Origin of the sequence: Nitrospirillum guanabarense (assembly GCF_034653355.1) — a bacterium.
Classification (GTDB): domain Bacteria; phylum Pseudomonadota; class Alphaproteobacteria; order Azospirillales; family Azospirillaceae; genus Nitrospirillum.
Map to the genome: position 1 here is coordinate 791,992 of NZ_JAYEER010000001.1, position 20,316 is coordinate 812,307.

Sequence of the window (20,316 nt, forward strand, 5' to 3'; positions counted from 1 at the left end):
ACCTGGCCCATGAAGGAATATGCAGTCGAGGAGGCCCTGAGGCCCATGTCCCAGTCCAAATACGCGGATCGCTGGAAGACCGTGCTGGTCGATGTCGTGGACGGTGTCGCCTGGGTCACCCTCAACCGCCCGGACAAGCGTAACGCCATGAGCCCCACCCTGAACCGGGACATGGTCGACGTGCTGGAAACGCTGGAATTGGACGCGGACGCCCAGGTGGTGGTGCTGACCGGCGCCGGCGACGCCTGGACGGCCGGCATGGACCTGAAGGAATATTTCCGCGAGACCGACGCCGGCCCCGAAATACTGCAGGAAAAGGTGCGCCGCGACGCTTCCACCTGGCAATGGCGGCTGCTGCGCCTCTATGCCAAGCCCACCATCGCCATGGTCAACGGCTGGTGCTTCGGCGGCGCTTTTTCCCCGTTGGTGGCCTGTGACTTGGCCATCTGCGCCGATGAGGCGGTGTTCGGCCTGTCGGAGATCAACTGGGGCATCCCGCCGGGCAATCTGGTCAGCAAGGCCCTGGCCGACACCATCGGCCACCGCGCCGCCCTGCACCTGATCATGACGGGTGAAACCTTCACCGGCCAGGAAGCCGCCCGGCTGGGCCTGGTGAACAAGAGCGTGCCGCGCGATCAACTGCGGGACGAGGTGGCCAGGCTGGCCCAGGTCCTGCTGGCCAAGAACCCGGTGGTGCTGCGCGCCGCCAAGAACGGCTTCAAGCGCTGCCGCGAACTGACGTGGGAGCAGAATGAGGACTACCTGTACGCCAAGCTGGACCAGGCCCAGTTGCGCGACCCGGAAAAGGGCAGGGAACAGGGCCTGAAGCAATTCCTGGACGACAAGGCCATCAAGCCCGGCCTGCAGACCTATAAGCGTGGCGGCTGATAGGCGGGGGCCACAACGCCCCCAGGCGGTAAGGATAAGCGCCGTCGCCTTACCTCTCGGGGGAAGTATCCTTACCTCCTGGGGTGTGACGACGGTGGCAACGATAAACCCGAGGGAGGGTTCCCATGACGATCACCACCATTGGCCTGCTGATCGGCGGCCGCGACACACCCGCCAGCGGCGGTGCCACCTTCACCCGCGCCAACCCGGTCAGCGGCAAGGTCGTGACCACGGCGGCGGCGGCCACCCTGGCCGATGCCGATGCCGCCGTGGCCGCGGCCCAGGCCGCCTTCCCCGCCTGGGCCGCGCTCAGCCCTGGGGAACGGCGTCAGCGCTTGCTGAAGGCCGCCGACCTCATGGACGCCCGCACCCCGGAGTTCATCGCCATCGGCGCGGCCGAGATTGGCGGCATGCCCAACTGGTACGGCTTCAACGCCATGCTGGCCGCCAACATGCTGCGCGAGGCGGCGGCCATGACCACCCAGATCAATGGCGAGGTCATCCCCAGCGACGTGCCCGGCAGCCTGGCCATGGCCCTGCGCCAGCCCTGCGGCGTGGTGCTGGGCATCGCCCCCTGGAATGCCCCCGTCATCCTGGGCACGCGCGCGATCGCCACGCCGCTGGCCTGCGGCAACACCGTGGTGCTGAAGGCCAGCGAGCAGTGCCCCGCCACCCATCGCCTGATCGGCCAAATCCTGACGGAGGCCGGCCTGGGCGACGGCGTCGTGAACGTCATCACCAACGCCCCGGCCGACGCGCCCGCGATCGTGGAGCGGTTGATCGCCAACCCCGCCGTGCGCCGGGTGAACTTCACCGGATCCACCGGCGTGGGCCGCATCGTCGCCCAGCTGTCGGCCAAGCACCTGAAGCCGGCCTTGCTGGAGCTGGGCGGCAAGGCGCCGCTGCTGGTGCTGCACGACGCCGACCTGGACGCGGCGGTCGCCGCTGCCGCCTTCGGCGGCTTCTTCAACCAGGGCCAGATTTGCATGTCCACGGAGCGGCTGGTGGTGGACGCCCGCGTCGCCGACGCCTTTGTGGACAAGCTGGCGGCCAAGGCCCGCACGCTGACCGCCGGTGACCCGGCCGCGCCGGGTTCCATTCTCGGCGCCCTGGTGAACGCCCAGGCCGGCCAGCGCATCAAGGCCCTGCTGGACGACGCGGTGGCCAAGGGTGCCCGCATCGCCGCCGGCGGCACGGTCGACGGCGCCATCATGCAGCCCACCGTGGTGGATGGCGTGACGCGGGAAATGAAGCTCTATGCCGAGGAATCCTTCGGGCCGGTGGTCGCGGTCATGCGCGTGGATGGCGATGAGGAGGCCATCCGCGTGGCCAACGACAGCGACTACGGCCTGTCTGCGGCCGTGTTCAGCCGCGACGTCGCCCGTGCCCTGACAGTGGCCCAGCGCATCGAATCCGGCATCTGCCACATCAACGGGCCCACCGTGCACGATGAGGCGCAGATGCCCTTCGGCGGCGTGAAAAGCAGTGGCTACGGCCGCTTCGGGGGCAAGTGGGGCGTGGCCGAGTTCACGGAACTGCGCTGGGTCACCATCCAGACCGGCCCCCGCCATTATCCCATCTGACAGGCCTCCAGCCGGCCATCCTTACCGCCTGGGGGATGGCCGGCGCCGTTAAAATAGCCCCTGGGAGGCAAGGCTGCCGGCGGCGGAGGTGGTTCCCCTGGACGATCAGGACAATTACCGGGATACTTCCACCAACGCTATTGGCCCCGCCGCCCCGGCTGATATAAGGGCCCTGAACCGATCGTTTCAAAATCCGCACCGCTTTTTTGAGACCGCTCCCATGCCGGCCCTGAAGAACACCACGCCCGCCACCGATATCCTGACCGCTGACGAGGATGGCCTGGACGACGCCCTGCCGGCCACGGTCAAGGCGGAGACGGCGCTGGACTGCTCCAAGCTGGAGCGGTTCGTGGGCTTCAACCTGTCGCGGGCGGAAACCCTGGTGCGGCGCCTGGTGCTGGAGCATCTGGCCCCCTGCCAGCTGACCCTGGCCGAGTTCTCGCTGCTGAGCCTGGTCAGCGTGAACAAGGGTGTGAACCAGCGCCAGGCAGGTGAAGTGCTTGAAATCGCGCCGCCCAACATGGCCCATCTGGTGGACCGCCTCGCCAACCGCGGCCTGCTGAAGCGTGTGCGCGGCCGCCAGGATCGCCGCGTGCAGATGTTGAGCCTGTCCGACGCCGGCCTGGAGCTGCTGGTCCGCGCCGAAGGCCTGGTGGAAGAGCAGGAAGCCAGGGTCTCCGCCGTGCTGACGGCGGAGGAGCAGACCCAGTTGCTGGCCCTGCTGAACAAAATCCGCACCCTGTGAACGTCCCACCAACTCGAGTCCATAACGCAAGCTAAGCGCCATTTAGTTTTCTTTTCATGCCTCGCGGCTCAGCGAATCGGGCGTCAACGACCGATTCGATAGTGCTGGCGAATCGGTGCCGGGCGGCACTGGCGCGGCAGGATGTTGACAGGCGGCGCCAAGCTCCGTAATAGCTGTGCCCGGCAATGGATTCCTGCCTGGCCACCCCAAGGCCGAACCGCCCCGCTCCGGGGCTGATGATTCCTACCTTCGGTGTTTCACCACCTGACGGTTGGAGTCTGTCCGCGATGTCCTTGCCCTATCCTTACTTCATTAGCTCCAGGTCCCAAGCAATGATCCCCCGTCGCCTGTTGGCCTCGTGGGCCGCGCAGACGCGTGCCCTGTCGAAATGGCTCTGCCTCACCGCCCCCGTCGCCGCCGTCATCGGCAGCGCCTGCGCCCTGTTCCTGTGGAGTCTGGACCGGGCCACGCAGGCCCGTTTCGACCATCCCAAGCTGCTGTATGCCCTGCCCCTGGCCGGCGTCGCCATCGTCTGGGTCTACGGCCAATTCGGCGGACGGGCCGACGGTGGCAACAACCTGATCGTGGACCAAATCCATGCGCCCGGGGCTGGCGTGCCTTTGCGGATGGCGCCGCTGATCCTGGTCAGCACCGTCGCCACCCATCTGTTCGGCGGTTCCGCCGGCCGTGAGGGGACGGCGGTGCAGCTGGGCGGCAGTCTCGCCAGCGGTTTCACCCGCCTGGTCAGACTGTCCCCCGCCGACACGCGGCTGATGTTGATGGCCGGGGTGGCCGCCGGCTTCGGCGCCGTGTTCGGCACGCCCGTCGCCGGCGCCGTCTTCGCGCTCGAGGTTCTGAGCCTGGGCCAAGTGCGCTATGAGGCGCTGCTGCCCTGCCTGATCGCCGCCCTGGTGGGCGACTGGACCTGCCACGCCTGGGGCATCGAGCATACGGCCTATACCATCGCCCCCGGCGACGGCGGCTTTCACCTGCAAGGCTGGCTGCTGGTCAAGGTGACGTTGGCGGCGGTGGTCTTCGGCCTGGGCGGCCTCGTCTTTTCCGAGGCCTCGCACAGCGCGGCCGCCCTGGTGCGGCGGCTCTGCCCACACCCTCTGCTGCGACCGGTGCTGGGTGGCCTGCTGCTGGTCGCCTTGGTCTTCATCCTGGGCACACGCGACTATCTGGGCCTGGGTGTTTGGTCGGCCGATCCCGGAGCGGTCACCCTGCCCGGCCTGTTCCAAGCCGTCCCCTATCGTCCCCTCAGCTGGCTGTGGAAGGCGCTGTTCACCATCATCACGCTGGCCACCGGCTTCAAAGGTGGCGAGGTCACGCCCCTGTTCTTCATCGGCGCCGCCTTGGGCCACGCCTTGTCCAGCGTGCTGGACGCCCCCACCGACCTGCTGGCCGGCCTGGGCTTCGTGGGATTGTTCGCCGCCGCCGCCAACACGCCGCTGGCCTGCACCCTGATGGGCATTGAACTGTTCGGCGCCGCGCACACGCCCTATATCGCCGTCGCCTGCTTTGTCGCCTACGCCTTCAGCGGCCATTCCGGCATCTATCTGTCGCAGCGCATCGGCGTGCCGAAGGTGGATCTGGCGCCATCCTTACCGCTTGGGGGCACGCTGCGGCAGGCCCGCGATCTGCCGCCGGCCCCCCTCACCCTTCATCGCCAAATTCGCGTTCTGCTGACGCGCCGATTGCGACGTCGCAATTAGCGGAGGAGTTCATCCAACCGTTGGCGCAGCTTTTCCAGCCGCTCCCGATCCTTGGCCGCCAAGCCGTTGGGGCCGACCGACACCTGCGCCAGATCCCGTTCCATGCGCGTGATCAGGCGCCCGGCCGCCGGCGCCGCCTTGGGCGCCGGCGCCAACGGCTCGGCCGGCTTGTTGGCGGCGCGCAGGGCCTTGATGGTCGCGCCCCCCTTGATCAGAGCCCACAGGCGATGGCGGGCGGCATCATCCTCGGCATCAGCCAGGATGAACAGATGGCTCTTGCTCACCTGGTCACGGTATTCGGGATATTCGGCCAAGATGCCCTCCGGCAGGCGCACCAGGGCCAACAGGCGCGACACCTCGGACTTGCTGAGCCCGACGGCACCGGCCAGCTGGTCCTGCGTGTAGCGGTGGGTTTCACCCAGGCGACTCAGGCTCCAGGCCACCTCCAGCGTATCCAGGTCCTGGCGCTGCAGGTTCTCGATCAGGGCGATCTCATCCACCCCGCCCTGGGTCACGATGGCGAAGATGGTGGCCTTGCCCAGCAACCGGTGGGCACGCCAGCGGCGCTCACCGGCGGCGATCAGATAGCCTCCCTCAACCCGCTTGCGCACGACGATAGGCTGGATCAGGCCCTGGGCACCGATGCTGTCGGCCAGTTCCTTCAGCGCGGCCTCATCGAAATGACGGCGCGGCTGGTCCGGGTTTGGATGCACCTGGTCCAGATCCAGTTCCACCAGCTCCGGAAAATCCTCCGACGTGCCGTACAGCTTGTTCAGCGGCTTGGCCGTGGCGGGCAACAGGCTGGCCGCCGTCGCCGCCAGGGCGGGATTGCTGCGGGCCAGTTTACGCGACATCGGCAACGTCCTCTCCATCCGCCTCAAGCAGGGCTTGGGCAACCTCGCGGAAAGGTGCCACGGTTGCCGGGTCTGACGCCACATCGATGGTGGGCTGCCCGGCGGCCACGGATTGCGGGAAGATGGTGGCGCGCGGCACAGGCGTGAAGATGCGGATGGCGCCGCCGAAGCGCGTCTCCAGATCGGCCAGGGTGGCGCGGTCCTGGGTGTGCCGGGCGGTGAACATGGTGGGTAGGATCCCGATCACGCTGAGGTCCGGGTTACCACGCCGTCGCACCTTGCTGATGGTGTCCAGCAGCAGCGGCACGCCCATCAGGGCCAGCATCTCCGTCTGCACGGGGATCAGCACGCCATCGGCCGCCGCGAGCGCGTTCAGGGTCAGCATGCCCAGGTGCGGCGGACAGTCGATCAGGATGTAGTCATAGGCCCGGCGCACCATGGCCAGCCGCTCGCGCAACACCAGGGTGCCCATGGGTTCGGCGATCAGCTCCGTCTCCGCCGCCGAGAGCAGGATGGTGCTGGGCAGCAGGTGGAAGCGACCGTCGCACACCGGAACGGCCGCCTGACCCGTCGCCTGGTCCTTCAGCATGACGTGATAGGTGGTCTTGCCCGCCTCCGACATGTCGGCCTGGCTGATGCCCAAGTGCACCGTGGCGCTGGCCTGCGGGTCGGCATCCACCAGCAGAACGCGCTGGCCCATGGCGGCCAGCGCGGCGCAGATGTTGACCGAGGCGCTGGTCTTACCCACACCGCCCTTCTGGTTCGACAGGGCGATGATGGTGGCGGTCTGGCGGGCGCGGCGGCGGGGGGTCAACAGGTCCACGACCGCCTGTGGAATCTTCTCCCCACCGGTTTCCCAACGGCTGACACGGCCCTTGTCATACTTACGGCCCAGGCTGGCGTTCAGCCAGTCCGCGAAAGTCTGTTGGGTTTCGCCCCGCGCTTCCCGCGCGATCCGCAGTGCGGCGCCATCCATGGCGTGTCCCTTCCGTGTTGAACCCCAAGATGTTGGCGCGCAGCATAAAGATCTTGGGCGATCGGCGTCAACATGTCCCGTTGTGTTACGTCAACATCACGAACCTGGTTGCGACGTCGCAACCGGGGACGGAACGGCCCATCCTTACACCGTGGGGGCGGGGTCCGGGGCTCTATCCTTACGGCGCGGGGGCGCGACGATTTCCACCCCCGTGATGGAGCCCGAGGTCAGCGAGACTAGGACGCCGCGGATGCTGGGTTCATGGTTCATGCGCGCCGTCTGCGCCGTGGCGGGATGGCCCGCCACCAGGACCAGACGGCGCTCACCCCGCGTCGTCTCCTCGATGCGCTCCACCTCCAGATCGCGCAGCAGGGGGGCGGGCACGTTCTTGGCCAGCAGAGCGTGGCGGGCGGCGGCCCATAGGGCGTTGGCGTCGTCGGCATCGGGCAGGGGGGCCGCCTCGATCGCCGTCGGCTCCAGCTTCTCCACCTTGCCGATGCGGCGTGCCCGGCGGCCGACGCTGTGCCGCTCCCGCTCCAGGAAGGTGTCGGCCACCTCGTCCTCATCCTTGGCGAAGAAATCCAGCGTGACCTCTTCCACCTTGCGGCCCCGGCGCACCATCTTGGCCTCCGGCATTTCCACACGGAAGGGTGCCAGCTGGTTCACCTCGGCGATGGCGCGGTCGATGGTGCGGGTACGCAGGATGCCGAAATCCTTGTACGCCCCCTCCGGCACGTTCAGCAGGCGGCGTAACGTGTCGATGTCCAGCGCCAGCGAGGGGAAGTCCATCTGGTAGCGCTGCATGCCGATCTCATAGAGCTTCAGCGCGTAGGTGCTGGTGACCTTCACCATGGCCGGGCCCGACAGCCGCGCCCATAGCTTCGACGCGCGCTGCAGTTCCAGGAAGGCGTCGGTGAACTGGAAGTGGATGTCGGCGCTGTCGCTCTCGATCTCCTCCTCCGGCCGGACATAGCTGCTGAGGATGCGCAGCTCGGCGCGCGACCGGCGCCCACGAAAGGGGCCGATGACCACCAGGCTGGACTCGTAAATCTCCTTCACCGCGTCGAAGATGCGCTCGTTGCCCTTGTGGTTGCCGCGCACGACCTTCTTGGGCAGGCGGTAGAGCTTGTTGGCGAAGTTCTGGCTGCCGGCCAGATGGATCATGAAGTTCAGCATCTTCTGCGCCGGCAGGGACAGGCGGGAGCCATTGGCGGGGTAGGAATAGACCGCCTCCGCCGCCTTGATCAGGTGCTTGTAGCCGTCCCGCTCGAACGTCGCTGCCGCCACCTTGGCCGTCAGGCCCAGCGCGTTCTCCTCCGCCAGCGCCGGGACCGAGGTGTCCATGCCGCCGTCCATGTCGATGACGATGCCCGGCCCGGCCACGTCCTGCGGCCGGTAGGGCATAAGGGCATCCCTGGTCGCGGCCGCCGCGGGCGACACCAAGCGGTCGGCCGTCGGTGCTGACGGCCTCAAGACCGGTTTATCGCTTTTGCGCGCCATGCCATCATCCCGTGAACGAATGGCGGCACTTTAGGAGCTTCCTTACATGGGCCGCAAGTAAGGAAAGGGTCGAAGCCCTTGATTCACCAGTTCCTTACTGCCTGGGGGCGAAACATGGCCGTGCCCTTACGCCCTGGGGCGGCAGGCGACTCGCCCCCGCCGGTAGGGATATTGCCCCCGGCTGGTAAGCATAATGTCGCAAAACCCCAGGGTTTGTCAGGGTTTGCACACGCTAGAATCCTTTTTGAAAGGGAACACCTTAAAAAGACCGGCAAATTCGGGGGTAAAAAGGGCACGCAAGGCCCAGTTGGATGGGGTGAGCCATCGTCACCGCGACTCGCGATGTAAGGAAACGCCGTTACCCTTCACCCGAATCACGCTGGAGGGGGCGACAGCCTGGGGCGGGAGCAGACTGTGAACTCCATCCGTCCTTACCCCTGGGGGGAATCCTTACCGCCTGGGGGAACGGATCGTCCGTCATCCTTACCGTTTGGGGGTTCCGGGAAAAGCATCCTTACCCCTCGGGGGCGGAAATAGGCCCAGGATTGACGGCGTGTCGTCCTCTAACCGACTGGAATTGCTCATAATGGGCATGACGCAGGCTTTCCCTTGGGTGACAGGCGCCCCCGATGTGGGGAATGGCCCCCAAACGGTAAGGACACGTCCACCGATTCCCGCAAACCCAAGGAGTTGCACGCCCCCAGGCGGTAAGGTCGCGCGCCGGGCGCGCCTCGGCGTCACCTGAAGCCGCGCCGTGCCGCAACTCGCCCCCAAACGGTAAGGATACGCGCGGGTGCCCGAGTCCCACGCCCCCAGCCGGTAAGGACGCGGCCCCCAGAACGTAAGGAAAGGGCGGCTTCATCGTGGCCGGTCGACAGCCTTATCCGTACCCGACGTGTCGGAAGCGTTCCGGCGTGTCATGAGGGGCGCTTCGGCACATGGATGTCCGCAGCAGCACCGCGCCTTGAACTTTAGGGCGGCGTGTTGGATAACTTGGCCGCGTTAACCGATTTTAGGACCCGGGCGGGATTAAATATGGCAGTTGCGATGGGCGGCCTGCGCAAAAGATATTCCTCTGGAATGACGAATATCGGGTCAATTGTTCGGCTTTTTATTACCGTATCCCTTCTGATTTTTTGTGCGGTAATCGTTTTGACGACGATTCTCGCACAGATTCGTTTCGGCGGCGCTGTGCCCTTGTCGGACCAGTGGACCGACTTTGATTATACGCGCCGGCTGGCCGAGGGCCGTTTACGGTTCAGCGAACTGTTCGATCAACACAACGAGCATCGCATATTTTTTCCGCGCCTGATTTTCTTCTTGGACTATCTGATCGCGAATAACACCAACACGGTTGATTTGACATTCAACCTGCTGATCGTGGCGGGCACATTATTCTCGATTTTGGCATTGTACCGAAAGCTGGAGAAAGACCGAAGCGTCTATCTGGGCCTTGCGGCAATCGCCACCGTCATTTTGTTCTCGCTGTCGCAGCGCGAAAACTTCCTGTGGGGGTTCCAGGTTCAGTTTTTCGGCGCGGTCGCCGCCGCCGCCGCCGCCTTCCTGGCGTTCAGCGTTTCCATTGAGCGGGCGCAGCGGGGCGGAGGCGCCATGGCGCCCCGCTGCTTGGCCTACTTCCTGGTCCTGGTGGACACCTACACCCTATCCAACGGCATTCTGGCCGCCTTCCTTCTCATTCCCATGGCTTTGGCGCTGCGGGCGGGACGCGCCGTCGTGTTTTCAACAGCGGGATGGGCCCTGCTGCTGGCGGCCAGCTATTTCTTCAACTTCCATCCGGTGCAGGGGCATTCACCCTATCTTTATTCCATAACGCATCCGCTCGATTATCTGGCCTACCTCAGCGGATACCTGGGTAATCTGGTGACATGCCTGGGATTGGCGGAACCGCTGCGCAGTCGAGGGGCCATTTTGCTGGGCGCGATCGGGCTGCTGCTGACGCTGGCCGCCCTGGCCCGTTCCTTACGTACCTGGGACGAGGCACCGGCGCGTGTCGCCCTGCTGGCCCTGATCCTGTTCGTCCTGGGCACGGCCATGCTGACCGCCCTGGGGCGCATCACCTTCGGGTTGGAGCAAGCCTTCTCCGGCCGCTATGTGACCCCCGTGTCCGTCTTCTGGATGGCGCACATCTGTTATTGGGGCCCCTTGCGACGGCTGCGGGACGGTTTGGGCGCGGGCTTGGCCTTGGCTGGCGTCGCGATGGTGGCTGGCCTCATGTTCTGCGCCGTCAAAGGTCATGTGCGGGGCTGGCGGGAAGGGGCAAACCAGGCGCTGACCACCGCGCAGGCACGCGACGCCTTTCTTAGCGACGTTCGCGACGATGCCACATATCGCAACGTGTTCCCGGTGGCGGAAGTCATCGTTCAACACCTGCCGTTCATGCGGGACCACCATCTGTCGATGTTCGCCGATGCGGACAACCGCCTGCTGGGACAGAAGCCGGCGTGGCTGGCGGCGCCACCGGCGGACCAATGTCTGGGCGCCATCGATGTCATGGAACCGCTGTCGACGAACGATGGAAAGATTAGCCTGTCGGTGACCGGCTGGGCTTGGGATCTGAGCGCGCGGGGTGCGGTGAAGCGCGTTCTTTTCACCGACGCCACGGGTACGGTCATCGGTTACGCCGGCGGCGGCTGGCCACGGCCGGACGTCCGCGCGGCCGTGCCGGTGGTGAGTCACGACAAGGTCGGATGGACCGGCTTCCTGAAGGCCGACCCCGCCGCGCCGATAAGGGCTTATGGCTTGACCGGGGGCCGTCATGTCTGCTTGATCGGTGAGAAGGCGGCACCGCAGAATCATTCCCGCTTCGTGCCCCTCTCATCGTTAGGCGATGACGTTCCCGTCGCGACGGGGCCGATCTTGTCAGGTGGCTGGTCCAAGAATGGACAGAACGCCGCCGCTGGCCCACTTCCTGGCGGCGGCGACGTCTACGGCTCCTGGGGTGGCGCCGACAGCAACGTCGGCGACATGCGGATCGGCCCGTTCACCGTATCCAAGGCGCGGATCGCCTTCCCGGTCGTCACCGGCCCGCACGCGGAAAACCAGGTCGCCATGCTTCTGGATGCGGAGACCGGAGCTGAGTTGCGCAGCTACCCGCTGATCCTCTCCACCGTCTGGACGGCCCTGGAAATCGAACTGCCGGAGGCGGCGATGGGCAAGGCGGTGATCCTGGTGTTCCGCGATCACGGGACGGGTTGGGGTGAATGGTCCGCCGTGGGTGCGCTGCATGAGGTGGCGCCCGGCACGCCTTGAGCGCATGGCGGCTGACGATAGGCCGGCCTTGTTACTTGCGGAACGAGAAGTAACGGTGGCCAAAATAGCTGGTCACGACGGGTGACAGTACGCCGATGACGTGGGCGATGTCCTCCGCGTGCCAGGTGAGGCCCAAGGCGGGGAACGCCAACCGCGCCAGGCCCTCGCTGACCAGCCACACCTGGGCCGCAGCCACGGCGTTGACCAGGCAGAAGCGGATGAACTCCTCGTGCGCCTTGCGGCCTGAGGCCTCGAACACGAAGCGGCGGGACAGCAGGTAGGCCGTCACCATGCCGAACAAATAGGCCACCAGCACCGCGACCTCAAAGGGCATGACGCGGTTCAACAGATAACGTGCCACCACGTTGACGCCGGCGGAGAATCCACCCACCAGCAGGAAGCGGGCGAACTCGCTGGCCAGCAGGCGGTCCAGGGGCGACCGGGGCTTGGTCATGGCCTTGTCCATCACAACGCGTCGACCATACGCTTGGCGAAGCGGATGCTTTCGGCGATGCCACGGTCCTCGGGATAGTAGTAACAGGTGTCGGCCACCTGCAGGCCGGCGATTTCCGTCTTCACCGGCGGCAGTTTGTCCAGGAAGTCAGGCTCGCACACCGGCTGGGCGTAGCGCAGGCGCCCGACGTGGGTGTCGATCAGGTCGGCATCGGTGAGGGCCGGATTCAGGCGGCGCACGCAGGCCATCGTTTCCGCCACGAAATCCGCATCCGTCCAGCCCCATTTGGGATGGCTGTGCGGCATGTAATAGGGAATGTAAACCACCGTGTCGGGCAGGGGCCGCAGGTTGGAGAACTCGATGATGCCGGGGATCTCCATCGTCGGGTCATTCACGTTCAACCAGAAGTGCCGGGTGACCGGCCGCTTCAGCTTCAGCATGACGCAGACCACGCCGATGTTCTTGATGGCGTCGTACTTGTCCTTGGTGGCTTTCGTGAAGGCCGGCACCAAGCCTGCCACGTATGGCGTGGGAACCGTGGAGATGACGGCGTCGGCCGGGAAGAAGCCTTCCGCCGTGCGCACGCCCGTCACCCGGCCACCTTCGGCCACGATCTCCTCCACCTTGGCGCCCAGATGCAGGCCGCCGCCGTGTTGCTTGATGGCCGCGGCCAGGGCCTGGACCAGGGTTTCCGACCCGCCCTCCAGGTAACCCAGCTGCTCCTTCATCAGGGATTGGCGGGAATTGCCGATGCGGCGGATGCGGGTGGCGATCCAGCTGGCGGAGACGTTGTCGGCGTATTCGAAGAACTTCAGGTCCAGCAGCCGTTTCCACAGCACGTTGAACGGCTTCTCACCGGCGCCGCGCTTGAACCAGGTGGCCGCGTCCAGATGCTCGATGGACTGGAAGTCGCGGGCCTTGGTGGTCAGGAACATCTGCAGGCCCAGGCGCAGCTTGTCGATGGGGCCCAGCAGGGGGAAGGACAGCAGGGCCAGCGGGTCGCCCCAGCGGTAATGCTTGCCGTCGATGAAATAGCCCATGGAGGTGGTGCGCCACTTCAGCGTGTCGGCGATGCCCAGTTCCGCCAGCAGGTCGAAGGTCGGCTGGTCCGACTTGCAGATGAAGTGGTAGTAGCGCTCGATGCTGAGGCCGCCGAAATCGAAATGCGCCGCCATGCCGCCGGGCTGGGTGTCGACCTCGTGGACCTCCACCTCATGGCCGGCCTTCAGGGCATAGTATGCTGCGGCCAGGCCCATGGCGCCGGCGCCGATGACGGCAAGTTTAGCCATTGCGGGAACCCTTCGGGAAATCAGAAGTCGAGAACGACGCTGGCGTAGCGTGGATCGTTGAAGGTGACGTCCAGCGCCTGGTCCAGCGGCGTGGGCGGAACGCCGAAGATGCCCGGCCAGTCGATGACGATGAACTCGTCCGGTGTCACCAGGGCCTTCAGCTGCTTGGTGGTGAAGGGCGGGTTGCGGTCGACCAGGGCATAGACCGTCAGCAGCGCATGGAACAGGCCGTAGGGAATGCGCACCAGCGGCGTCTTGGCTTTCACCGCTTTGCGGAGGGCGCGGATCAACTCGATATAGTGAATCTTCTGCTGACCGGAGATGTCGTAGGTGCCGGTGCGGCGGCCTTCCAAACAGGCGATGATGATGGCGCTGAAATCCCCCACGTACAGCGGCTGGCGGATATAGCGGCCGGATCCGGGAATGGGGAAGACCGGCACCTTCCGCATGAAGCGGGCGAGCCAGCCCAGGTGCTTGCGGTCGAACCAGCCGAACATCAGCGTGGGGCGCAGGGTGACGTGGGGGATGGGGCAGGCCTCCACCAGCTTTTCCTGGGCCTTCTTGCTCTCGGTATAGAAGTCCACCGCCATCGAATTCACGACGGAGGAACTGGCGTGGATCAGATAGGGCACACCAGCCGCCTGCATGGCCGCCAGCACCCGTTCCGTCGCCTTGATGTTGTTGTCCTCGAATTCCGACCAATCCAGGCCGCCGATTTGGGCGTGCATCTGGATCAGGGCGGCGGCACCGGCCAAGCTGCCCTGCCAGCCGTCGTCCCGCGCCAGGTCGGCCTGGATGACGGTCAGGTCCGGGTGCATGCGCGCCAGGGCCGGGGTGTTGGCCGGGTGCTTGTCGATGCAGACGATGTTGGTATAGCCGGCGTCCTTCAAGCGAACCACCAGGTTCTGGCCCACCAGGCCGGCGGCCCCGGTGATGACGATCTTGTCAGTGCGGCTGACCATCAAATTCCTATCCGTCATCAGATTTTCATACGCCATCAGATTTTCATACGATTGAAGACGACGCCCGGCAGGTTGCGGATGATCATCATGATGCCCATCCAGAACCAGGGGGTGTAGAGGGTGGTGACGCCCCTTTGGGCGGCCTTGTCGATGTCGGCCGCCACCTTGTCCGGCGTGGCCCACAGCGGCCCGCCCTTCGCCAGGCCGTCGGTCATGGGCGTGTCGATGAAACCGGGCTTCACCGTCAGCACCTTGATGTTCGTGCCGGCGAAGCGGTGGGCCATGCCCTGCGCGAACAGGGCCAGGCCGCCCTTGGCGGCGCCGTAGACATAATTGGACTGGCGGCCCCGATCGCCCGCCACCGAAGATATCGCGATCAGCGTGCCCTGGCCCTGGCGCTCCAGGTGGTTGGCGGCGACGGTCAGCCAAGCGCAGGCACTGGTCATGTTGGTGGTCAACTGGCGGGCCATCTCGCCCGTGTCGGCCTCGGCCGCCTTCTGGTCACCCAGGATGCCATACGCCAGCAGCACGGTGTCCACTCGGCCGTCCAGCGTGGCTGCCATCCCGGCCCAGGCGGCATCGAAGCCGGCCGCGGGCGTCGCCAGGTCCAGCACCGCGACCTGGGCGTCCGCGGCCCCTCGGGCCTTCAAATCGGCGGCGATGGCGTCCAGTCGGCGGGCGTCGCGGCCGGCCAGCACCAGCCGGGCGCCCCGGCCGGCATGCAGACGGGCATAACGTTCCGCCACGGCGGAGGTCGCACCCAGGATCACCACGGTCTGCCCGGTCATCGCGTTCACGCCTGTTTGCTGATTTGAGGGGCCTGTTCCATCCGCCGCCAGAAGTCGGACATGAAGGCGGGGTCCATGTGGCGCTTGAATTCCGCCACGGCGGGATAACCGGCGGCGAACAAGTCCGCCGGCATGCGTGCGTCCTTGGCGGGGTAGAGCCGGCCGCCGGCGGCCGCCACCGTGCGGTCCAGATCCGCCATCAGGGCCAGGGTGCGCGGCCCCTGGTTGGGAAAGTCCAGTGCCAGGGTGGTCCCCGCCATGGGGAAGGACAGCAACCCGGCGGGGGCGATGTCCCCGAAGTTCTTCAGCACCACCAGGCACGACCCCGTGCCTGACGCCGCGATGCGGGTCAGAAGCTCCGTCACCGCCGCGCGCGCCACGGCCGGCGGCACCACGCACTGGTACTGGTAAAAGCCCCGGGGTCCGTAGACGCGGTTCCAGTGGTGCACGCCGTCCAGGGGATAGAAGAAGCTGTCGAAATGGTGGCGGCCGCTGAAGCTCGCGCCCGGCCTGTTGTAATAGGCGGCATTGAAGGCGCGCAGGCTGAGGCCGTTGATCAGGCTGACGGGCGGGGTCAGGGGCACCGCCAGCTTGGCACCCGCCGGCTGGGCGACGCGGGGACCATCCGGCGCGTGGCGCCCCCGGGAAAAGATGCCCCGGCCCAAGGTGGCGCCCTGGCTCAGGCAGTCCACCCAGGCCACGCTGTAGGTCCAGTCCGCGCTTTCCGCCGCCAGGTCAAAAAAGCGGTCGACATGGTCGAAGCGGATGTTCTCCACCTCCATGTCGGAAGAGGCGATGGCCTGCAGCCGGATTTCCACCCATTCGATCAGCCCGGTCAGGCCCAGGCCGCCGACGGTGGCGCGGAACAGGTCGGCGTTCCTGTCGGGTGCGCACTCCAGCAGGGTGCCGTCGGACCGGCGCAGGCCCAAAGCGCGCACATGGTGGCCGAAGCTGCCGGCGGTGTGGTGGTTCTTGCCGTGCACGTCGTTGGCCACGGCGCCGCCCAGGGTCACGAATTTGGTGCCGGGAGTCACGGCCACGAACCAGCCGCGTGGCACGGTGATGGTGTGGAGATCCGCCAAGCTCAGGCCCGCGTCCGCCCGCAGCACGCCGGTGGCCGTGTCGAAGGCGTGGCAGCGGTCCATGCGCCGGGTGACCAGCAGGCCGCCGCCGGCGTTCAGCGGACTGTCGCCGTAGGATCGGCCCAGGCCGTACCCCAGCACACTGCCGGCCTTGTCGACCAGCGCGGATAACAAGGGGGCCGCTTCTTCGCGGAAGGTGGGCGTCGACACCTCGTGCTCTATCGTCCCCAGATTTCCCCAGGATGTGATCGTCTGGCGCATGGATCAGATGGCCGCCAGGACGATGGCCACCATGATGGCGCCGGTGATCAGGCTCGTGCGATCGGTGGCGGCGAACACGACGGGGTCGTCATGCAGCTCACCGCGATGGGCCAGCAGCAGCAGCCGGCTGATCCAATACAGGAGGGGCGCGCAGGCCAGCCATAGCAGCGATGGATTGCGATAGAGGACGTGGACTTCCGGGCTGTTGAAATACAGCGCCAGCACCAGGACGGAACAATAACCACTGGCGCTGGCCAGGCCGGACAGGATGCTGAGATCCTCGAGCCGATAGCCGCGACCCTTGGGATTGCCTTTGTTCGCCTTCAAGCTGCCGACCAGCTCGATATAGCGCTTGATCAAGGCCAGGCAGAGAAAGACGAACACCGAGAAACCCAGCAGCCAGGCAGATGACGGGCGGTCGATAGCGGCGCTGCCCGCCAGGATGCGCATGGTATAGAGTCCGGCCAGTGTCAGCACATCGATCAGCATGTGACGCTTGAGATGCAGGGAGTAGGCCAGGGTGATGACGTAATAGGCGCCCAGGACGGCAAGGAAATTGGTGGACACCCCCAGGCCGCACAAGGCGGAAACACCCAGCAGCAGGGGGGCCAGGACGGCACCCTGGATCAAGGGTAAACGCCCGCTGGCCAGGGGCCGGTTGCGTTTGGTGGAATGAGCACGGTCGTTGGGCAGATCAAGCAGGTCGTTCAACAGGTAGGCGCTGGAGGCGGCCAGGCTGAAGGCCAAGGCCGCCAGCAGGCTGGCCGCGATGGTGTGGGCGTTCAGCTCGTGGCTGGCCAGCAGCGGCACGAACACCAGTAGGTTCTTCAGCCACTGATGCACGCGGGCGGCTTTTAGATATATCTTGATCCCAGTCTTGGGCACCGCCAGTTCTAGGGTGTCCTGATGTTCGGCCTTCAACCGCTGGATCAGGCGGGTGGATGCGTTGGTGACGATCGCCCTGCGGCTGCAGCGCCAGACCGCGAAATCCACCCAATCGTTGCCGATATAATCGAAACCGTGCCGACCGAATTCGCGGCAAAGGGCTTCGGCCTTGGCTTTGCCTGACAGGTTGAGGGCCTCATTCGAACCGAAGACGCCATCGGTGAAACCCAGATGCCGCGCCAGCGCCCGCACCAGCCGATGGTTGGACGCGGAGGCCAAGTAAATACGGCGGCCCTTTGCTTTTTCTTCAAGAAGAAAGTCAACCACAGGCTGATTTAAAGGCAGCGTCGTGATGTCGAGGTCAGCGTTGTTGGCCAGATAATCCTTCAGCCATGCCTTGCTGCGCAGCGGCAAACGCCAGACGCCCAGGGCAGCTAACGGCTTGGTGACCAGAAGGGTTAAGAAACTTTCAATAAGAAGATCAGACCTGATGAGGGTGCCGTCGATGTCAACCACCAACGGTACTTCGGCATCATGCGGTAAGGACTTGCTTTCAGCACCACTCATCGACTGGGGGGTTCCCGTGATATGATGGCCAGCGCGTTGATTATCTGCGAGAAAGTATATTCGACCATGATCTGGGCCATGAAACCATCTGGGCGGACAAGAGCCATAGGCGCCGTCCAGGCGTCAATCTTTTAATATCCGGCTTTATACCGCGGTGGCATTGGTTCGGATATGGTTGACCGAGTGGCCGGGGCACGGGGCTTTGGAAACCGAATCGCTGCACCTGCGAATGCCCGTTGGCCCACTTCCGCTCTCGAATGCCCCTCCAGCCCTGCGGATTTGCCGAAGGTTATAAGCCTAATGGCCTAAAAGCCCTCTCCGCTTGTCGGTCGCTTTTCTTTGGCAGATATGCCTTGCCGGCTTACATCTAAAATTAAGGCGATAATCTTCTTGAATCCGACTTGTGCACCGGAACCCACGTGAATTATATCTAACTCCACGCGGGACTGGCGGAACGCGTTAATAAATTCGCCAAGGGGTTTTAACTGACGCGTCAGTGCCGCAGCGGGCTGCGGCTCTATAGCCATAAGCGACGTTTTAGCGGGGGTATTAAAATATGCCGACTCTCTCCGGTGGTAACGGTACGGTTACCTTCTCGACGGCTCCGACCATTTCGCAGGCAGACCAGAACAAAATCACGACGGCTCTGTCCAACGTTCTCGCGAACACCTCCGGCACGCTGAGCCTCACCACCGCCGCGCCGACGTCGTCCAACACCCCGACGCAGACCCTGTCTTCTACCATCACCTTTGGCACGTCGACCGTGACCTCGGTCAGCAGCGTTGTCGTCAGCGGGGGCTCCACGTCCAACCCGACCCTGGCCTCTGTCGATCTGTCCCAGGTGGCCGCCGGTACCAGCACCGGCAGTACCGTCGTGACCAACGTCGTGGCTGACAGCAGTCTCACCTCCGTCGTGCTGACCGGCACCGCTGCCGGCAACACCACCGCCCTGTTCCTGGACGCCAGCTCTGGCGGCAAGGTCGTCGTCGGCGACTCCGGCAACGACTTCCTGGTGCTGAGCGGTGGGTCGGGCACTGGCTCGGGTGGCGTGAACACCGTCGTCGCCGGTACCGGTAATGACAGCGTCATCGGCTCCTCCACTAACGATATCATCAGCTCCAGCGCGGGCAACGACATCATCAACGGCGGTGCCGGCAACGACGTCATCGACGGTCGGTCCAGCTCCGGCTTCGACACCCTGGGGGGTGGCGCCGGGGACGACACCATTTATGCCAGCACTGGCGGCAGCTACATCATCGGCGAGTCGGGCAACGACAGCCTGGTTGGCGGCGCCGGCAAGGACACCTTCATTTTCAGCCCGGGCAGCGGCAGCGACACGGTCGCCGGCTTCGACGCGACGAAGGATGTGCTGGGCTTCACCAGCACCAATTACGGTGGCAAGTCGCTGGACCTCGGTTCGCTGATCAGCAACGCCACGGTCAGCAACGGCAACACCATCCTGACCCTGCCGGACGGCAGCACCATTACCGTTCAGGGTGCCACGGGCGTGAACATCAACTGGTTCATCAGCAAGGGCTGATCCAGTCGCCTATACATGAGTTACACTATGGCGGGCCACGTGCCCGCCATAGTCGTTTCTACGCCATGGTCCTTCTTGCATTCGAGTTTATTCCAGGGCAGGGTGCGGGTGCTTCCTGCTCCTTTCTGTGTTGGTAGACCCATGCAGCCTAATATCTTGGCGCCAGCCGGCACGACGGCGGTGACGACTCCTGCCCCGAGTGGCGATCCGGTGCGCGCGACGCCCAAGGTCATGGCCCTGCCGGCGGGGACCTATTACATTACCGCCCGTTTCGGCATCGAAGGACGGCAGCAGGTCAAGGGCGTGAATTTTCCTTGTGTCCAGCTTTCCTCACTGCCGGAACCTGGGCGCAAGGCCTTGCAATTCCTGACTCCCGACGGTCTCAGCACGTCGACATGGATCGGTGGGTCGGACGGTGTCGCCGTCCTGGTCACGGCGGATTCGGCACCATTGCTGCTCACCACGTTGACGCTGAACGGCCAGCTCTCGTCTTCGGTCGCCATCGGTGTGCAGCGGCTGGGCGATGAGACGGTTCCCGCCAATATTGAGGTGCGCCTGGTCGCCCATATCCAACGCCTGGGAGATCAGGCTTTTGCCGGGGGCGAGTGGGCTTCGGCGGGGGATCACCTTTTGTGGCTCGAAGGGTTCACGGTTGTCGGTTCCCCCGAGCTGGCCGATGGCCTGGAATACTGCGCCGCCAACCCGATCGACCAAGCGGGCACCTGGGTGAAGGCCGGCACGCTGGCAGGAACCCGAGGCCGCGGCCTGCCCCTGCTGGGCGCCAGCTTCCGCTTGGTGGGGCCGTTGGCCGCTACCCACCGCGTGGACTATACGTTGCGTTTTCTTCGCCAAGGCGACGTCAACGGCCAGGAGGGAGTGCTGTGCCGCTCCAACCAGCCCCAGGATCCCCTGATGGCGATGAAGGTCGCGGTTCTGCCGCGCTGAAGCGATCCGCGT

16 protein-coding genes and 1 riboswitch are annotated in these 20,316 nt (G+C 65.3%); of the genes, 7 read left to right on the forward strand and 9 right to left on the reverse strand.

The genetic code is table 11. From position 1 onward, the window contains the following. Positions 1–45: 45 nt before the first annotated feature. The 4 genes from UAA55_RS03305 (at position 46) to UAA55_RS03320 (ending at position 4,931) form a co-directional block, all read left to right on the forward strand. Positions 46–888 carry a p-hydroxycinnamoyl CoA hydratase/lyase gene (locus tag UAA55_RS03305; protein WP_322951241.1) on the forward strand — a complete coding sequence of 281 codons (843 nt, stop codon included), beginning with the start codon at positions 46–48 and terminating at the stop codon, positions 886–888. Between the two features lie 125 nt (positions 889–1,013). Beyond that, positions 1,014–2,471: an aldehyde dehydrogenase gene (locus UAA55_RS03310; RefSeq protein ID WP_322951242.1), complete on the forward strand. Its 1,458-nt coding sequence runs from the start codon at positions 1,014–1,016 to the stop codon at positions 2,469–2,471. 220 nt (positions 2,472–2,691) lie between these two features. Beyond that, positions 2,692–3,216, forward strand: a complete 525-nt coding sequence (locus UAA55_RS03315) for a MarR family winged helix-turn-helix transcriptional regulator (RefSeq protein ID WP_322951243.1) — start codon at positions 2,692–2,694, stop codon at positions 3,214–3,216. 172 nt (positions 3,217–3,388) lie between these two features. After that, a riboswitch (Fluoride riboswitch) is annotated at positions 3,389–3,469 on the forward strand. A gap of 79 nt (positions 3,470–3,548) precedes the next feature. Continuing rightward, positions 3,549–4,931, forward strand: a complete 1,383-nt coding sequence (locus UAA55_RS03320) for a voltage-gated chloride channel family protein (protein WP_322951244.1) — start codon at positions 3,549–3,551, stop codon at positions 4,929–4,931. On the opposite strand, the gene UAA55_RS03325 is transcribed toward UAA55_RS03320, so the two are convergent. The 3 genes from UAA55_RS03325 to UAA55_RS03335 all read right to left on the reverse strand — a co-directional run bounded on the left by UAA55_RS03325 (position 4,928) and on the right by UAA55_RS03335 (position 8,165). Further along, positions 4,928–5,785, reverse strand: coding sequence for a ParB/RepB/Spo0J family partition protein (locus UAA55_RS03325; protein WP_322951245.1), 858 nt, complete (start codon positions 5,783–5,785; stop codon positions 4,928–4,930). The genes UAA55_RS03320 and UAA55_RS03325 overlap by 4 nt on opposite strands. Continuing rightward, positions 5,775–6,761, reverse strand: coding sequence for an AAA family ATPase (locus tag UAA55_RS03330; protein WP_322951246.1), 987 nt, complete (start codon positions 6,759–6,761; stop codon positions 5,775–5,777). The genes UAA55_RS03325 and UAA55_RS03330 overlap by 11 nt, the downstream gene beginning before the upstream one ends. 144 nt (positions 6,762–6,905) lie before the next feature. After that, positions 6,906–8,165: a replication initiation protein gene (locus UAA55_RS03335; protein WP_322951247.1), complete on the reverse strand. Its 1,260-nt coding sequence runs from the start codon at positions 8,163–8,165 to the stop codon at positions 6,906–6,908. Positions 8,166–9,296: 1,131 nt separating this feature from the next. On the opposite strand from UAA55_RS03335, the gene UAA55_RS03340 reads away from it, so the two are divergent. Continuing rightward, positions 9,297–11,531, forward strand: a complete 2,235-nt coding sequence (locus UAA55_RS03340; protein ID WP_322951248.1) for a hypothetical protein — start codon at positions 9,297–9,299, stop codon at positions 11,529–11,531. 31 nt (positions 11,532–11,562) lie between these two features. Here the strand turns inward: UAA55_RS03340 and UAA55_RS03345 are convergent, their stop codons facing one another. Genes UAA55_RS03345 through UAA55_RS03370 form a run of 6 tightly spaced genes read right to left on the reverse strand, consistent with a single transcriptional unit; the run spans position 11,563 to position 17,819 of the window. Continuing rightward, a complete protein-coding gene (locus UAA55_RS03345) occupies positions 11,563–11,985 on the reverse strand; it encodes a GtrA family protein (protein WP_322951249.1) in 423 nt (140 codons plus the stop codon). Positions 11,986–11,996: 11 nt separating this feature from the next. Further along, positions 11,997–13,274 carry an NAD(P)/FAD-dependent oxidoreductase gene (locus UAA55_RS03350; protein ID WP_322951250.1) on the reverse strand — a complete coding sequence of 426 codons (1,278 nt, stop codon included), beginning with the start codon at positions 13,272–13,274 and terminating at the stop codon, positions 11,997–11,999. 20 nt (positions 13,275–13,294) lie between these two features. Beyond that, positions 13,295–14,236, reverse strand: a complete 942-nt coding sequence (locus UAA55_RS03355) for an NAD-dependent epimerase/dehydratase family protein (RefSeq protein ID WP_322951251.1) — start codon at positions 14,234–14,236, stop codon at positions 13,295–13,297. Positions 14,237–14,271: 35 nt separating this feature from the next. Beyond that, entirely contained in the window at positions 14,272–15,024 is a 753-nt protein-coding gene (locus UAA55_RS03360; RefSeq protein WP_322951252.1) for an SDR family oxidoreductase, read from the reverse strand. 5 nt (positions 15,025–15,029) lie between these two features. Next, positions 15,030–16,367 carry an FAD-binding oxidoreductase gene (locus UAA55_RS03365; RefSeq protein ID WP_322951253.1) on the reverse strand — a complete coding sequence of 446 codons (1,338 nt, stop codon included), beginning with the start codon at positions 16,365–16,367 and terminating at the stop codon, positions 15,030–15,032. A gap of 3 nt (positions 16,368–16,370) precedes the next feature. Further along, positions 16,371–17,819, reverse strand: a complete 1,449-nt coding sequence (locus UAA55_RS03370) for a UbiA family prenyltransferase (protein WP_322951254.1) — start codon at positions 17,817–17,819, stop codon at positions 16,371–16,373. 556 nt (positions 17,820–18,375) lie between these two features. On the opposite strand from UAA55_RS03370, the gene UAA55_RS03375 reads away from it, so the two are divergent. Both UAA55_RS03375 and UAA55_RS03380 read left to right on the forward strand, forming a co-directional pair. Next, a complete protein-coding gene (locus tag UAA55_RS03375) occupies positions 18,376–19,359 on the forward strand; it encodes a calcium-binding protein (RefSeq protein WP_322951255.1) in 984 nt (327 codons plus the stop codon). Positions 19,360–19,500: 141 nt separating this feature from the next. Beyond that, entirely contained in the window at positions 19,501–20,304 is an 804-nt protein-coding gene (locus UAA55_RS03380; protein ID WP_322951256.1) for a hypothetical protein, read from the forward strand. Positions 20,305–20,316 lie beyond the last annotated feature (12 nt).

Excerpts from the sequence above, each read along its gene's own strand:
- UAA55_RS03350 (WP_322951250.1), bottom strand. The coding sequence starts at position 13,274 with ATGGCTAAACTTGCCGTCATCGGCGCCGGCGCCATGGGCCTGGCCGCA.
- UAA55_RS03325 (WP_322951245.1), bottom strand. The coding sequence starts at position 5,785 with ATGTCGCGTAAACTGGCCCGCAGCAATCCCGCCCTGGCGGCGACGGCG.
- UAA55_RS03380 (WP_322951256.1), top strand. The coding sequence starts at position 19,501 with ATGCAGCCTAATATCTTGGCGCCAGCCGGCACGACGGCGGTGACGACT.
- UAA55_RS03315 (WP_322951243.1), top strand. The coding sequence starts at position 2,692 with ATGCCGGCCCTGAAGAACACCACGCCCGCCACCGATATCCTGACCGCT.
- UAA55_RS03335 (WP_322951247.1), bottom strand. The coding sequence starts at position 8,165 with ATGCCCTACCGGCCGCAGGACGTGGCCGGGCCGGGCATCGTCATCGAC.
- UAA55_RS03355 (WP_322951251.1), bottom strand. The coding sequence starts at position 14,236 with ATGGTCAGCCGCACTGACAAGATCGTCATCACCGGGGCCGCCGGCCTG.
- UAA55_RS03305 (WP_322951241.1), top strand. The coding sequence starts at position 46 with ATGTCCCAGTCCAAATACGCGGATCGCTGGAAGACCGTGCTGGTCGAT.
- UAA55_RS03340 (WP_322951248.1), top strand. The coding sequence starts at position 9,297 with ATGGCAGTTGCGATGGGCGGCCTGCGCAAAAGATATTCCTCTGGAATG.
- UAA55_RS03310 (WP_322951242.1), top strand. The coding sequence starts at position 1,014 with ATGACGATCACCACCATTGGCCTGCTGATCGGCGGCCGCGACACACCC.
- UAA55_RS03370 (WP_322951254.1), bottom strand. The coding sequence starts at position 17,819 with ATGAGTGGTGCTGAAAGCAAGTCCTTACCGCATGATGCCGAAGTACCG.
- UAA55_RS03345 (WP_322951249.1), bottom strand. The coding sequence starts at position 11,985 with ATGACCAAGCCCCGGTCGCCCCTGGACCGCCTGCTGGCCAGCGAGTTC.
- UAA55_RS03360 (WP_322951252.1), bottom strand. The coding sequence starts at position 15,024 with ATGACCGGGCAGACCGTGGTGATCCTGGGTGCGACCTCCGCCGTGGCG.
- UAA55_RS03330 (WP_322951246.1), bottom strand. The coding sequence starts at position 6,761 with ATGGATGGCGCCGCACTGCGGATCGCGCGGGAAGCGCGGGGCGAAACC.
- UAA55_RS03320 (WP_322951244.1), top strand. The coding sequence starts at position 3,549 with ATGATCCCCCGTCGCCTGTTGGCCTCGTGGGCCGCGCAGACGCGTGCC.
- UAA55_RS03365 (WP_322951253.1), bottom strand. The coding sequence starts at position 16,367 with ATGCGCCAGACGATCACATCCTGGGGAAATCTGGGGACGATAGAGCAC.
- UAA55_RS03375 (WP_322951255.1), top strand. The coding sequence starts at position 18,376 with ATGCCGACTCTCTCCGGTGGTAACGGTACGGTTACCTTCTCGACGGCT.